At 70.6% G+C, this 13,577-nt stretch carries 14 protein-coding genes and 1 tRNA gene; 6 read left to right on the top strand and 9 right to left on the bottom strand.

Annotated elements, in window-relative coordinates; translation table 11 throughout:
• Positions 1 to 33: 33 nt before the first annotated feature.
• Positions 34 to 2,046 carry an FAD-dependent oxidoreductase gene (locus ACZ61C_RS42890; protein WP_465313708.1) on the bottom strand — a complete coding sequence of 671 codons (2,013 nt, stop codon included), beginning with the start codon at positions 2,044 to 2,046 and terminating at the stop codon, positions 34 to 36.
• A complete protein-coding gene (locus ACZ61C_RS42895) occupies positions 2,046 to 2,588 on the bottom strand; it encodes a PadR family transcriptional regulator (protein WP_465313709.1) in 543 nt (180 codons plus the stop codon). The genes ACZ61C_RS42890 and ACZ61C_RS42895 overlap by 1 nt, the downstream gene beginning before the upstream one ends.
• Before the next feature lie 115 nt (positions 2,589 to 2,703).
• Between ACZ61C_RS42895 and ACZ61C_RS42900 the strand changes: the two genes are divergently transcribed.
• On the top strand, positions 2,704 to 3,642 hold the full coding sequence (locus ACZ61C_RS42900; protein WP_465313710.1) for a patatin-like phospholipase family protein: 939 nt from the start codon (positions 2,704 to 2,706) through the stop codon (positions 3,640 to 3,642).
• Here the strand turns inward: ACZ61C_RS42900 and ACZ61C_RS42905 are convergent.
• From ACZ61C_RS42905 to ACZ61C_RS42915, 3 genes are all read right to left on the bottom strand, one after another.
• Positions 3,625 to 4,092 carry a hypothetical protein gene (locus ACZ61C_RS42905; protein ID WP_465313711.1) on the bottom strand — a complete coding sequence of 156 codons (468 nt, stop codon included), beginning with the start codon at positions 4,090 to 4,092 and terminating at the stop codon, positions 3,625 to 3,627. The two genes, ACZ61C_RS42900 and ACZ61C_RS42905, sit on opposite strands and share 18 nt — an antisense overlap.
• 90 nt (positions 4,093 to 4,182) lie before the next feature.
• The gene (locus ACZ61C_RS42910; RefSeq protein WP_465313712.1) at positions 4,183 to 5,025 is read right to left on the bottom strand and encodes an SAM-dependent methyltransferase; all 843 of its coding nucleotides are present in this window, start codon (positions 5,023 to 5,025) and stop codon (positions 4,183 to 4,185) included.
• Positions 5,022 to 5,465: a MarR family winged helix-turn-helix transcriptional regulator gene (locus ACZ61C_RS42915; RefSeq protein ID WP_465313713.1), complete on the bottom strand. Its 444-nt coding sequence runs from the start codon at positions 5,463 to 5,465 to the stop codon at positions 5,022 to 5,024. The genes ACZ61C_RS42910 and ACZ61C_RS42915 overlap by 4 nt, the downstream gene beginning before the upstream one ends.
• 156 nt (positions 5,466 to 5,621) lie before the next feature.
• On the opposite strand from ACZ61C_RS42915, the gene ACZ61C_RS42920 reads away from it, so the two are divergent.
• The 3 genes from ACZ61C_RS42920 to ACZ61C_RS42930 all read left to right on the top strand — a co-directional run bounded on the left by ACZ61C_RS42920 (position 5,622) and on the right by ACZ61C_RS42930 (position 8,698).
• On the top strand, positions 5,622 to 6,584 hold the full coding sequence (locus ACZ61C_RS42920) for an alpha/beta hydrolase (protein ID WP_465313714.1): 963 nt from the start codon (positions 5,622 to 5,624) through the stop codon (positions 6,582 to 6,584).
• 146 nt (positions 6,585 to 6,730) lie between these two features.
• Positions 6,731 to 7,936 carry an alpha/beta hydrolase gene (locus ACZ61C_RS42925; RefSeq protein WP_465313715.1) on the top strand — a complete coding sequence of 402 codons (1,206 nt, stop codon included), beginning with the start codon at positions 6,731 to 6,733 and terminating at the stop codon, positions 7,934 to 7,936.
• Between the two features lie 138 nt (positions 7,937 to 8,074).
• Positions 8,075 to 8,698 (top strand): DUF4383 domain-containing protein, encoded by a 624-nt coding sequence (locus ACZ61C_RS42930; RefSeq protein ID WP_465313716.1) that lies wholly within the window; start codon positions 8,075 to 8,077, stop codon positions 8,696 to 8,698.
• 17 nt (positions 8,699 to 8,715) lie between these two features.
• Here ACZ61C_RS42930 and ACZ61C_RS42935 read toward each other — a convergent pair whose 3' ends face one another.
• Positions 8,716 to 9,705 (bottom strand): SCO0930 family lipoprotein, encoded by a 990-nt coding sequence (locus ACZ61C_RS42935; RefSeq protein ID WP_465313717.1) that lies wholly within the window; start codon positions 9,703 to 9,705, stop codon positions 8,716 to 8,718.
• A 156-nt stretch (positions 9,706 to 9,861) separates the two neighbouring features.
• Entirely contained in the window at positions 9,862 to 11,538 is a 1,677-nt protein-coding gene (locus ACZ61C_RS42940; protein ID WP_465313718.1) for a lyase family protein, read from the bottom strand.
• Between the two features lie 68 nt (positions 11,539 to 11,606).
• Here ACZ61C_RS42940 and ACZ61C_RS42945 point away from each other — a divergent pair, with 68 nt between their 5' ends.
• On the top strand, positions 11,607 to 12,251 hold the full coding sequence (locus tag ACZ61C_RS42945; RefSeq protein ID WP_465313719.1) for a TMEM175 family protein: 645 nt from the start codon (positions 11,607 to 11,609) through the stop codon (positions 12,249 to 12,251).
• A 3-nt stretch (positions 12,252 to 12,254) separates the two neighbouring features.
• Here the strand turns inward: ACZ61C_RS42945 and ACZ61C_RS42950 are convergent, their stop codons facing one another.
• Positions 12,255 to 12,797, bottom strand: coding sequence for a DinB family protein (locus ACZ61C_RS42950; RefSeq protein ID WP_465313720.1), 543 nt, complete (start codon positions 12,795 to 12,797; stop codon positions 12,255 to 12,257).
• 46 nt (positions 12,798 to 12,843) lie between these two features.
• Entirely contained in the window at positions 12,844 to 13,383 is a 540-nt protein-coding gene (locus tag ACZ61C_RS42955) for an AAA family ATPase (protein ID WP_465313721.1), read from the bottom strand.
• Positions 13,384 to 13,494: 111 nt separating this feature from the next.
• Here ACZ61C_RS42955 and ACZ61C_RS42960 point away from each other — a divergent pair.
• A tRNA-Lys gene (locus ACZ61C_RS42960) sits at positions 13,495 to 13,567 on the top strand.
• Positions 13,568 to 13,577 lie beyond the last annotated feature (10 nt).

Raw genomic sequence — 13,577 nt, forward strand, 5'->3', positions numbered from 1 at the left:
GGCCCATCCTGCCAGTGCCGGGCCGCTTCCGGGCTATAGCGCCGCCGCGAGCCGCGTCCCCTGGTCGATGGCGCGTTTTGCGTCCAGTTCGGCCGCGACGTCGGCGCCGCCGATCAGGTGTGCGGCGAGCCCGGCGGCGCGCAGCTCGCCGTCGAGGTCCCGCACGGGTTCCTGACCGGCGCAGACGACCACCGTGTCGACTTCGAGCAGCCGCGGCCGGCCGTCGACGGTGATGTGCAGGCCCGCGTCGTCGATGCGGTCGTAGGTGACCCCGGGAATGCGTTCGACGCCCTTCGCCTTGAGCGCGGCGCGGTGCACCCAGCCGGAGGTCTTGCCGAGCCCGGCGCCGATCCCGGACTTCTTGCGCTGCAGCAGGTAGACCTGCCGCGGGGACGGCTCGGGCTTCGGCTCGGTGAGCCCGCCCGCCGCCTGTTCCGGGTCGGTGACACCCCATTCGGCCATCCACGCGTCCCGGTCGAGCGCGGGGGAGTCCGCGTGGGTCAGGAACTCGGAGACGTCGACGCCGATGCCGCCGGCGCCGATCACGGCGACCCGCTCGCCGACCGGCTTCCCGTGCCGGACGGCGTCGACGTAGGACAGCACCTTCGGGTGGTCGATGCCGGGCAGCGACGGCACCCGCGGCGCGACACCGGTGGCCAGCACGACCTCGTCGAAGCCGGTCAGGTCCTTCGCCGTGACGCGCGTCCCGAGGTGCAGCTTCACCCCGGTCACCTCGAGCCGCCGCTGGTAGTAGCGGATCGTCTCGGCGAACTCCTCCTTGCCGGGGATCCGCCGCGCGATCCCGAACTGGCCGCCGATCTCGTCGTCGGCCTCGAAGAGCTCGACGCGGTGGCCGCGTTCGGCGAGCGCGGTCGCGGCCGACAGCCCGGCGGGCCCGGCGCCGACCACGGCGACGTGCTTCGAGCGCCGGGTCGGCGTGAGCGTCAGCGTGGTCTCGTGGCCGGCGCGCGGGTTGACCATGCAGGACACGAGCTTGCGCTTGAACGCGTGGTCGAGGCAGGCCTGGTTGCAGGCGATGCAGGTGTTGATCTCGTCCTCGCGGCCGGTCTCGGCCTTGCGGATCCACTCGGGATCGGCGAGGAACGGCCGCGCCATGGACACAAGGTCGGCGTCGCCGCCCGCCAAGGCCTCCTCGGCGACCTGCGGCATGTTGATCCGGTTCGAGGTGACGACCGGGATGCCCACGTGCGGCTTGAGCTTCCCGGTCACCCAGGTGAACGCGGCGCGCGGCACCGACGTGACGATCGTCGGCACGCGGGCCTCGTGCCAGCCGATGCCGGTGTTGATGATCGTCGCCCCGGCGGCTTCGACGTCCTTCGCGAGCGCGACGACGTCTTCCCAGCGCTGGCCGCCTGCCACCAGGTCGAGCATGGAAAGCCGGTAGATGATGACGAAGTCGTCGCCGACCTTTTCCCGGGTGCGCTTGACGATTTCGACGGCGAACCGGCGGCGTTTCTCCGGTGTGCCGCCCCAGGCGTCGGTGCGTTTGTTGGTGCGCTCGGCCAGGAACTGGTTGATCAGGTACCCCTCGGAGCCCATGATCTCGACGCCGTCGTAGCCCGCTTCGCGCGCGAGAGCCGCGCAGTCGGCGAAGGCGTTGATCTGCTTGCGGACGCCGTGGCCGGTCAGCGCGCGCGGCCGGAACGGGTTGATCGGCGCCTTGATGCTCGACGCGGACACGCTCAGCGGGTGGTAGGCGTACCGCCCGGCGTGCAGGACCTGCAGCGCGATCTTGCCGCCGGCCTCGTGCACCGGCGCAGTCAGCTGCCGGTGCTGCCGGGCCTCGGCGGACGTCGTCAGCTTCGAGGCGAGCGGCAGCAGCCAGCCGGTCTTGTTCGGCGCGAACCCGCCGGTGACGATCAGCCCGACGCCACCGCGGGCGCGCTCGGCGTAGTACTCGGCCAGCTCGGGGAAGTGCGCGGCCTTGTCCTCCAGGCCGGTGTGCATCGACCCCATGAGCACGCGGTTGCGCAGTGTCGTGAAGCCGAGGTCCAGCGGCGACAGCAGGTTCGGGTACTGGCTCATCAGGCGTCCTTGGTGTGGTGGAGGGCGGCGAGCACTTCGTCGAACCACTCGACCTGGCCCTCTTCGACGCGGATGCCGCCGCGCAGGACCAGGTACTGGTGGAGGTGCCGGCCGATGAGACCCGCGGGCGCGGGGAAGTCGCGCTTCTCGATCTGGCGGTAGACGTCGAGGCGTCCGGCGTGGCTCGCACGGTGCCGCCGGATCTCTTCGGCGACTTTCGCGGTGTCGCCGAAGGACGCGCCGCGGATCTTCACGGCGAGTTCCACCGGACCCGCGTCGGGGTCCGGCTCGGCCAGCCAGCGGACCAGCTCGGCGCGTCCGGCGTCGCCGACCGTGTAGACCTTCTTGTCCGGCCGCCCCGACTGCGCGACGACGTCGACGGCGACCCAGCCGGCCTCTTCCATCCGCTTCAGCACGCGGTAGATCTGCTGGTGGGTGGCGCTCCAGAACAGCCCGATCGACTTCTCGAACCGGCGCGTCAGCTCGTAGCCCGAGCCGGCGCGCTCGGACAGCGAGACGAGGATCGCGTGCTCCAGAGCCATGCACCCAGTTTCATATGCACCAAGTTGCACCGCAATGAGAGACGCCGCACTTTCACGTGAAAGTGCCCACCTGGGGGCGGCACTTTCACGTGAAAGTGCGGCCTGGGGGAGCAGGATGGGAGGAGTGCACCCGGTACTCGAACTGATCTCCGAACGGATGGCGACGGGCAGCGTCCCGGGCGAACGCACCGACGGCCGTCGTCTCGCGCTGGCCATCGAAGGCGGCAGCAGCCGCGGCACGTACTCGAGCGGCATGGTCCTGGCGTTGGACGAGCTCGGCGTCACCCCCGCGTTCGACGCCGTCTACGGCTCCTCGGCCGGCGCGCTGAACGGCGCCTGGCTGCTCTGCGGCCGGTCGTCCACCGGCGTGCGGACCTGGTGGAACCCGGTCGTCATGCGCCGGATCATCAACCCGCTGCACACCCTGCGCGGCCGCGCGGTGATCGACCTCGAATACCTCGTCCACCAGGTCTATTCGGTGCTGGAGCCGATGGACTTCCCGGCGATCCTGGCCAACCCGGTCACCTTCCACCCGCTGGCCACCGACGCCGACACGGGGGAGTCGACCGACCTGCACCCCTTTCTCGACGACGTCGACGCGATCAAGGTCGCGCTCGCGGCGTCGTCCTGCATGCCGGTGCTGGCCGGCCCGCCGATCCCGATGGCCGGCCGCCGGTTCGTCGACGCCGGTGTCGCCGAACCCATCCCGTACCGCACGGCGCTGGCCCAGGACGCGACCGACGTCCTCGTCCTGCGCACCCGCCGAGCCGACGAGCTGCCGGTCCCGCCACCCAGGGCGTACGACGTCGTGGTCCCGCGGTTCCTGCGCCGCCAGGCCCCCGGCGCGATCCCCGCGTGGCGCGACACCCACCGGCGTGACGTCGAGGACGAAGACGTGCTGGCCACCGATCCCCGCATCCTCAGCATCCGCCCACCCGCCGGGTCACCCGACGTCGTCGTGCTGGAACGGGATCCCGCCGTGCTGCACCGGGCCGTCGACCTCGGCAAGGCGGCCGTCCTCGACCTCCTGGAAGGCCTACGCGAAGCTTCCTAGCCGGGTGGCGCGCGACTGCACGACCAGCCGCTGCACCCCGAGGGAAACCGCCAGGTAGAGCAGGATCGACGCGCCGGACAGGCCCTTGGCGCTGCTGTCGAAGAGCACGTCCAGTCCGATGTGGACACCGATCGCGACCACCCACAGCACGATCGTGAGCCAGGTGCCCTGGCGCCACAGCTGCCCGTCCTCCCGCCAGAGCTTGACGCTGTGCGCGCGGACGACGCCGAAGCCCGCCGCGAGCACCAAGCTGGCCACGAGCAGCACGATCACGAGGGCCGAGACCGAGGCGGACTTGAGGTAGTTGCTCAGCTGGATGATTCCGAGCACCACCAGCACCAGCAGCACGGTGGGCTTGCGGTCCTCGCGCACCAGGCGCTTCTGCGTCTGGCGCCACAGCAGCCAGGCCAGCACCACGAGTCCGATGAGGATGTTGACCGAGCTGTTCACGAGCGTTCCCTTTCCGTGTCGATCTCTCGATCACCACGGTGCCCGCGTGCCGGCGTGAAGACGTCAACCCGGGGGTTGAAGCCAGGTGGATCAGGGCTTGCGCGCGATGCCGCCGATGACCCGCGACTCGGACGGCGAAGCGGCGAAGACGGTGTGCTCGTCCGGGTGCCACGCGGGCGCGTAGACCAGCCCCGGCTCGAGCATCGGCCAACCGCCGAAGAAGCGTTCGAACTCGGCCATCGGGCGCAGGAACCCGGGGTTCGTCGTGGTCTCGTAGTACTCGAGCAGGTCGATCAGCGCCTGCCGCTCGTCGTCGTTGACCGGGTTCTCGTTGGTCATCTGCGACAGCACCAGCAGCGAGCCGGGCGCCAGCCGGTCGCGGTAGAACTCCAGCAGCTCGTCCGGGTTCGCGTCGTCCTTGATGAAGTGCATGACGGCGTTGATCACCAGGGCGACCGGCTCTCCGGCGTTGATGATGTCCGAGGTCGCGACGCGGTCCCAGAGGTCTTCCGGCTGCAGGAAGTCCGCGGCGATCGCGTGGTGGCGCTCCGGGTCGGCGGTGTCGGCGAGCAGCAGCGTCGAGTGCGCGAGGGCGATGGGCTCGTTGTCGATGTAGAGCACCCGCGTGTCGAGCTCTTCGCGCTGTTCGTCGGCGACCTCGTGGACGTTGCCCGCGGTCGGCAGGCCGGAGCCGATGTCGACGAACTGCCGGATGCCGGCGCGCACGCACTCGCGGACCGCGCGGCCGAGGAACTGGCGGCTGGTCAGGCAGTACTCGCCCATCAGCGGCAGCCGCGCGCGGACCTTCTCGGCGAAGTCGCGGTCGATCGCGTAGTGCGTGTTCCCGCCGATGAAGTAGTCGTAGATCCGCGCGGCCGACGGGCGGTCGAGACTGCTTTCGACCGCCTTGAGCGCGTCGTCGTGGTTGATCATGACCGGGCCTCCCGATAGGCGTTCACCGACTCTGTCAGCCGGTCGAGCTCGGCGCGCATCCGGGCCACGCCGGCGTCGTCGAGGCCCATCGCCGTGCCGATCACGCCGGGGATGCCTTCGGCCTTCTCGTGCAGCGCCTTGCCGGTTTCGCTGAGGCTGACCCGGACCGCGCGCTCGTCGTCGGCCTGGCGGTTGCGCTCGACCAGACCGGCGGCGTGCAGGCGCTTGAGCAGCGGCGACAGCGTGCCCGAGTCGAGGTTCAGCTCCGCGCCGAGCTCCTTCACGAGCCGGTGGTCCCGCTCCCAGAGCGCCAGCATCACGAGGTACTGGGGGTAGGTCAGGTCGAGGTCCTCCAGGACGACCCGGTACAGCGCCGTCACCGCGCGCGACGCCGAGTACAGCCCGAAGCAGAGCTGGTCGTCCAGCCGCAGTGACGCCATGGCGTCCTCCTCTCTCGTAACTCTCCATGATCCCGGCCGCGGACCGGCGCGGCAACCTAAGTGCCCTTAATCTCATTGGACGTCATTTGGTTGTGCACAACTCAGTTGGGAGCTACCTTCATGGCATCAGCTCGTACCGCCCCCAAGGAGGACGTCATGACCGCCAACCCGCAGAACCTCGCCCTCGAACCGGCCGCGCAGGCGTTCGCCGAGGCCACCGACCAGCCGCCGTACCTGTTCCAGCTGCCGCCGGAGGAAGGGCGCAAGGCCGTCGACGGCGTCCAGGACGGCGAGGTCGCCATGGCCCCCGCTTCGATCGAGGTCCTGACGGTGCCCGGGGGCCCGACCGGCGAGGTCGAGACCCGCATCGTCCGCCCCGAGGGCGTCGAGGGCCCGCTGCCGGTGATCCTCTACGTCCACGGCGCCGGCTGGGTGTTCGGCGACTTCCACACCCACCAGCGCCTGGTGCGCGAGCTCGCCGCCGGCGTCGGCGCGGCCGTCGTGTTCCCCGAGTACGACCGCTCGCCGGAGGCGCGCTACCCGGTCGCCATCGAGCAGAGCTACGCGGTCGCGAAGTGGGTTGCTTCGCACGGCGCGTCGCAGGGTCTGGACACCTCGCGCATCGCGATCGCCGGCGACTCCGTCGGCGGCAACATGACCGCGGCGCTGACCCTGCTGGCCAAGCAGCGCGGCGACGTCACCTTCCGGCAGCAGGTGCTCTTCTACCCGGTCACCGACGCGAACTTCGACACCGAGTCGTACACGAAGTTCGCCGAGGGGTACTTCCTCGGGCGTGAAGGCATGAAGTGGTTCTGGGACCAGTACACGACGGACCCCGCCCAGCGCGCCGAGATCACGGCGTCCCCGCTGCGCGCGTCCCTCGAGGAGCTGGCCGGGTTGCCCCCGGCGCTGGTGATCACCGGCGAGGCCGACGTCCTGCGCGACGAAGGCGAGGCGTACGCCGCGAAGCTGCGTCAGGCCGGAGTGCCCGTCACCGCCGTCCGGTACCAGGGGATCATCCACGACTTCGTGATGGTGAACGCCCTGCGTGAGACCCACGCCGCGGAGGCCGCGATCACCCAGGCGATCACCGTGTTGTCCCGCGCTTTGGCCCGATAACTGAGAAATCGCTGAGTCCGCACGGCGTTGCGGCCCTATGGCGCAAGTCACAGGGCCGCAACGTGCATGCCCGCTCAAACGTGATATATACGCGACTCCCGATCGACCCGGGCGCGCATTCTTGCCCGCCCGGAAGGACCGAACCCATGCACCTGAGCAGCATCCGGCTCGACTCGCCGGTCACCATGATCGTGGTGCTCGTGCTGACGCTGCTCGCGATCATCGCCGTCCCGTGGTTCTGGGACCGGTGGAAGCGCAAGCGGCTGTGGCGCAGCGCCACGATCCTGCTCGGCGTGGTGCTCGTCGTGCTCAGCACCGGGCTGGCCGGCAACATGATCGGCGGCTTCTTCCCGACGGTCGGCTCGCTGATCGGCACCGGCGTCTACGCCGGCCAGGGCACCGACGCGGAGGCGGCGCAGAACGGCGAGGACCTCGAGAAGCTGCGCGACACCGGGGTGGCGCACGCCCGCGAGGGCAAGGGCACGGTCGTCCACATGAAGGTGACCGGCCGGCGCACCAAGCTCACCCGCGACGTCACGGTCTACCTGCCGCCCCAGTACTTCGACGCGGCGTACAAGGAGCTGCGCTTCCCGGCGGTCGAGTGGATCCCGAACTACCCGTCCGGGCCCGAGGTCTTCGCCGTCTACGGCATGCCGCAGCAGCTCGACACGGCGATCGCGAAGAAAGCGCTCCCGCCGACGGTGGTGATCGTCCCCGACCCGACGGGCGTCCCGAAGGTCGGCCACGACACGGAGTGCGTCGACGAGGTCAACGGCACGGCGAACGACACGTACCTGACGGCCGACCTGCGCGACTGGGCCCTGCAGAAGCTCGGCGTCTCCCCGAACCGCCGGGCGTGGACGATCGCGGGCTGGTCGTCCGGCGGCTACTGCGCGATGAACCTGGTGACCCGCCACCCGCAGTGGTACGGCCAGGCGGTCAGCGTCAGCGGCTACGACAAGGCCCAGATCGACGCCGAGACCGAGGACCTGTTCAAGGGCCGCCAGGACATCAACGACGCCAACAACGTCCGCGTGAACGTCCGCCTGCACCCGTCCCCGGTCGAGATCCTGGCGGTTTCGGGCGACAAGGAGAGCTACGAGAGCTTCGCGATCGACCAGATCCGCGCCGCGGCGCGCCCGCCGCTGCAGTTTTCGTCGTGGCGGGTGCACGACGCGGGGCACAACATGAACACCTTCAAGTCCCAGATCCCGGACATCCTGACGTGGATCGGCGCCCACACGATCGCGCCGGCGCCGTCCGGCCGGCAGGTCGAGACCGCGGGTGGGGTGCAGCCGTGGCCGCTGCCCCGCTCGGGAGCCCACGGGTCGCTGGCGGACACGGACCAGTAGCGCGGTTGCTCGGTCGCCTGCGGGCTGCCCGACATCGTTGTCAGCGGAGCCGGTGAGGGCCGTCGTTTCGCTGCCCGTGTTCGCGGGGTACCTGTGTGCGGTGACGGTCGTCACCACATGCTGGGAAGGACTGGAGTCATGACTCACGCGAATGGCGCACGCATCCGGGTTCGCGGCCTGCAGCCGGCGCAGGTGCTGGCCGGACTGGCCGGGATCGCGTTCCTCGTCGTCGGCATCATCGGGTTCACCAGGACCGGGGTCGGCAACTTCGCCGGCCACCACGACGCCGGGATCTGGCGGTTCTCCGGTAACCCACTCATGAGCCTGGTCCGCGTCGTGACCGGCGTCGTCGGCCTGCTGCTGGCGTTCGGCTCCGGCCGCGCCCGCACGTTCGGCTGGCTGCTCTTCATCGGCTACGGCGCCCTGTTCGTGTGGGGCCTGATGATCGACGGCCTCATCTCGAACAACCCGCTCGCCACCGCCGGCAACCCGATGGACATGGGCCCCGCCGACACCTGGCTGCACCTCGGCGTCGCCGCGCTCGGCCTGCTGATCGCCGTCCTCCCGGCCCGCCGCACGATCCTCGTCCCCGAAGACGAGACGGTCGACGAGCCCACGGTCGTCGAGCAGCGCACCGACCGCGTCTCCGACGGTGTCACTGAAACCGAAGCGCCGCGCCGCCGCTCGTTCCTGCGTCGCAACCACAACGAGCGAGGCCCGGAAGCCGCTCGTGAAGAGCGTCCGCCGGGCCTCGCGCACTAGAGGAAGTTCCGGGTGGCTCAGTAGGTGGTGCCACCCGAGCCGGAGTTGCTGCTGCTCCCAGCGCCACTGTCAGCCGGAGCCTGGTTGGCGGTGGAGCTGGGGGTGGTGCCGACCTTGCACCCGTTGGGCTCGATGACGAACCAGGTGCCGTTGACGCCCATGCCGTTCGCGTCGCCCGGCTTCAGGTCCTTCGCGAAGGTGTAGACGGGCCAGCCGCCGATGGTGACCTGCTCGGTGCCGTCCGCGCGCTTGATGCTGCCGAGCAGCTTCGAGTCGATGCCCTGCAGCTCGACCTTGCCGTTGGAGAGCACGGCGGGCCAGGTCTTGGCGCAGTCACCGTTGCAGGCGGAGGTCTTGGCCTTCTTGGTGTCCTTGGTGAACAGGTAGAGCGTCATCCCGTTCTGGTCGACGATCGCGTCGCCGAGACCGTCGATCTTGCTGGCGCTCAGCTTGACGACACCGGCTTCGGCAGCGGCCTGCCCGGCCTTCCCGCCCTTGGCGTTCGCGGCGTACCAGGCGCCACCGACACCCTGGCCGGTCGCCTCGCCGGCCTTGGTGTCCTTGGCGTAGCGGTAGAGCGCCCACCCGCCGACGGTGATCTGCTCGGTGCCGTCGGCCCGCGTCACCTTCCCGACGAGGCTCTTGTCGACCCCCTGCACCTGAACGTCCCCGGTGGCCAGCATCGGCGGCCAGGCCTTGGCGCAGTCACCGTCGCAGTTGGACTTCGGCGGCTTGGCGGTGTCCTTGTCGAAGCGGTAAAGGGTCATGCCGTTCTGGTCGGTGAGCACCTGCCCGACGTCCGCGACATCCGCGACGACGAGTTTGCTTTCGTTCGACGCCGGAGCGGCGTTGCCGACCTGCCCGTTGGCGATCTGGCCGCCGCCGGTGCCACCCGCCGCCGCAGGGGCGATGACCGGCTGAGCAGTTTCGGCACCCGAGCAAGCGGTGAGCACTGCCAGCCCGGCTGCCGCAGCGGCGACGGAGACGGCGATGCGCGTGCGAAGCATGGAAGTTCTCCTTGTGTCCGTTGGGGTTTCCCGCCGCTCGGTGCGGCTGCCTGATACCCACTACACGGACCCCCGCCAGAGGCGGTTCAAAGAAAATTTCCCGCGGTTCCCGGCGGTGCCGGTCCGGGCCGCTGAGCTGCGACGTCCCTGCCGGCCCTACGTCGAAGCGCCGCCCGGCCCGCGGTCATCACGGAGGGCACGGTCGACCAGCGCGCCCGCCGCACCGGTGTAACCGGACGGGTCGAGCAGCCCGTCCAGCGCGGCGGGCGTGAGGACCTCCGTGATGGCGGGCAGCTCGTCGAGCACGTCCCGCAGCGGCCGCTCCTCCCGCACTGCCCGTTTGGACGCCTCACCCAGCAGCTCCTTGGCCTCCGCCTTCCCCAGCAGCGGGGTGAGCACGGCGGAAAGCCGCTCGGAGAGGATCAGCCCGTGCGTAGACGCGAGGTTCGCCCGCATCCGCCCAGGCTCGACGCCGAGCCCGCGCGCCAGCTCGGCAGCGGTGTGCGCGGCACCCCCGGCCAGCCGGAGACACTCACGGATGAGCTGCCACTCGGCATGCCAGACCCCGGCCGACCGCTCGTCCTCGGTCAGCATCGACTGCGTGACCCCGGCCGCCAGCACCGGCACCTGCAGCGCGGCCGACCGGATCAGCGTCGCGAGCACGGGGTTCCGCTTGTGCGGCATCGCCGACGAGCCACCCCGCCCATCCGCGGCAGGTTCGGTCACCTCACCCAGCTCGGTCCGCGTGAGCGTCTCGACATCGACGGCCAGCTTCCCCAGCGCCCCGGCCGTGAAGGCGAGCGCGTTCGCGAGGTCGACGACCGGAGTCCGCAGCGAGTGCCACGGCAGCACAGGAGCGGCCAGCCCGGTCTCCTCGGCGAACGCGGCGGTCAGCCGTTCCGCATAGCCGCGGTCACCGGTGCCGGTTCCACGATCGTCGCCGTCGCCGTCGCCGTCGCCGTCGCCGTCGCCGTCGCCGTCGCCGTCGCCGTCGCCGTCGGTGCCAGTGCCAGTACTGCGATCATCGCCGCCGTCGTTGTGGCGGCCGGTGCCGCGATCGCCGTCGCCGCGGCTGCCGGTGCCGGTGCCGGTGCCGGTGCGGCGATCATCGCCCCCGCCCCCGCCCCCGCCCCCGCCCCCGCCCCCGCCCCCGCCCCCGCCCCCGGCGCTGGTCTGGCCGGCCTGCGCGTCGTCGGCCAGGCGCGCGTACTCGACGTACGCCGCCAGCGTCCCGGCCGCACCGCCCAGGGAGACCGGTAGCCCGCCGTCGAGCACGCGCCGGATCCGGACGGCCGCGTCCAGCACCAGCTGCCGCCAGCCCGCCGCCTTGAGCCCGAACGTCGTCGGCACCGCGTGCGCCGTCAGCGTCCGGCCGGCCATCGTCGTGTCCCGGTGCGCGCGCGCCAGCCCGGCCAGGGCCTCGGCGGCGGCGTCGAGGTCCGCCACCAGCGGCCGCAGCGTCCGGTCGGCGACCAGCATCATCGCCGTGTCGAAGATGTCCTGGCTGGTCGAGCCCCGGTGCACGTACTCCGCAGCATCGGGCGCGATGTCCCCGACGGCCGCCATCAGCGCCTTGACCAGCCCGACGACCGGGTTCGCAGTCGCCCGCGACCCGCGTGCCAGCTCGACGACGTCGATCCGCGCGCTGCCCGCCGCCTCGGTGATCGCGGCCGCGGCCCCGGACGGCACCGTGCCGAGCCGAGCCTGCGCTCTGGCCAGCGCGGCTTCGGCGTCGAGCATGGCGCGCAGCCAGGCCTGGTCACCGGTCGCCGCTTCGGCCGGCGTACCGGCCCGCACCGGGGACAGGAGTCCGCAATCGGGGTCGACGCTCATGGCGCCAGCATCGCACGCACCCACCTCGGCGACCGCCCACGCAACCGCGTCTGGCACGCTCCCCGGCCATGAGCAGCGTCACGTCCGACAAAGACACCGTCGACTCCGAAAGCCGGGGGATCGCCGCAGAGCGGCTCACCTTCTTTTCGGACGCCGTCGTGGCCATCGCGATCACCCTGCTCGCGCTCGAGCTGCCGCTGCCGGAGGGCGCCACCAGCGCCGAGCTGCTGCGGTCACTCGGGGATCATCGGTCCGAATACATCTCCTTCCTGATCAGTTTCGCCGTGATCGGCGGCCATTGGCGCGCGCACCACCGCCTGTTCCACTACGTCACCACGCTGGGCGGCGGGCTGGTGCACCTCAGCTTCGGCTGGCTGCTGATGCAGGTGCTCATGCCCTTCGCCACGAAGGTGATCGCCGAAGACGGCGCGTTCGAGTTCCGTTTCGTCTTCTACGCACTCGTGCAGGTCGTCGCGCTGACGCTGTTCCTCGTGATGGCCCGGCAGATCCAGCGGCACCACCTCTACCGCGCGGACACCCCGCCGAACCGCTTCGGCGAGATCTACCGCGGGGTCGGCACGATGGCCGCCGCCTTCATCGTCTCGATCCCGGTCGCCTTCTTCACGCGCTGGGCGTACGCCTGCTGGATCGTCGTTCCCCTCCTGGGCAGCCTCCTCTTCCGGCTCCGTCGTCGCCGCGCGACAGCAGCCTGAGTCCTATTCGCCGGTGGCGCCGTCGATCCGTTCCCGGACCAGGTCGGCTTGGCCGATGTGCCGCGCGTACTCGCCGATCATGCGCAGCATCAGCCAGCGCAGGGTGAACGGTTCGCCGGTGCTGATGCGCGTGCCGGTCTGGTCGAGCTCGCTCGCCGCGATGATCTCCCGGGACCGCTCACATTCGCTGTGCCACAAGGAAAAGGCCTCGCCGACGTCGCCGTCCAGCGCCGTGAAGTCCTGCTCCGGGTCGTCGTCGGAGTAGTAGAGGTTCGGGAGGTCCTCACCGGCGAACTGGATGCGGAACCACCAGCGTTCGACACCGGTGAGGTGCCGCAGCAGCCCATGGAGGGTCAGCGTCGAGGGTGGTACCGAGCGTTCGGACAGTCTGCCCGGGTCCAGGCCGGCGCATTTCAGCTCGAACGTGCGCCGGTAGTAGTCGAGGCTCTCGGTCAGGGCCTGCCGCTCGCCCGCGACGGGTGTCGGGTCGATCCGGTCGCCGGTCAAGCGGGCCGGGGCGAGCACCGGCGGGGTGTGTTCGGTCATGAGCGGAGCGTGCCACAGGGGTCCGACAGTTTTGGATCACCGCAGGTCAGGATGGTCGCCCACGGAGGAAAGCGACCCGGCGCCGGACCGCGTCGACTGTCTCGTCGATCGTCTGGCCGGAAGTGTCGATGACGTCCTGTTCGAGCTCGGCCAGGTCGGCGAAGGCGCCGTGCATCCCTTTGATGGGCTCGACCTCGGTGAGCTCCCGGCCTTCGCGGGCGGTCCCGCGGGCGAGGGTGACCTCGAGACTGGGCCGCAGCACGACGTAGAAGAAGTCCAGACCGTCCCGCTTCGCGGCGTCGCGGAAGGGCTGCAGGGCCCACGGCCCGACAATCCCGTCGAGCACGACGTCGTAACCCCCGCGGCCATAGCCGCAAGCGGCTTCGGCGATCACCCCGAGCACAACCTCGTTCTGCCGCGCGGCCTCGGGCAGGTAAGGCGGCACGAACCCGGTCCGGATCCAGCGGTAGAAGCTGTCGGTGTGCAGGTGCACGGCCGCCCGCGGCGCATCCTCGGTGATCAGCCGCGCAACGGTGGACTTCCCGGCCCCGGGCGGCCCGGTGAGGATCAGCAGCGAACCAGACATGCAGGCATCATGGGCGGCCACCCCGGCAAGATCCAGTCTTGACCTTCGCCAACGCCTCAGCCGGACCCGGTGTGCGGGTGGGTGACCCGGCCCTGGCTAAACTGAAGCCGCGGGCCGTTAGCTCAATTGGTAGAGCTGCGGACTTTTAATCCGTAGGTTCTGGGTTCGAGCCCCAGGCGGCCCACTCGAAATCC

Source organism: Amycolatopsis sp. NPDC104587, from assembly GCF_055583645.1.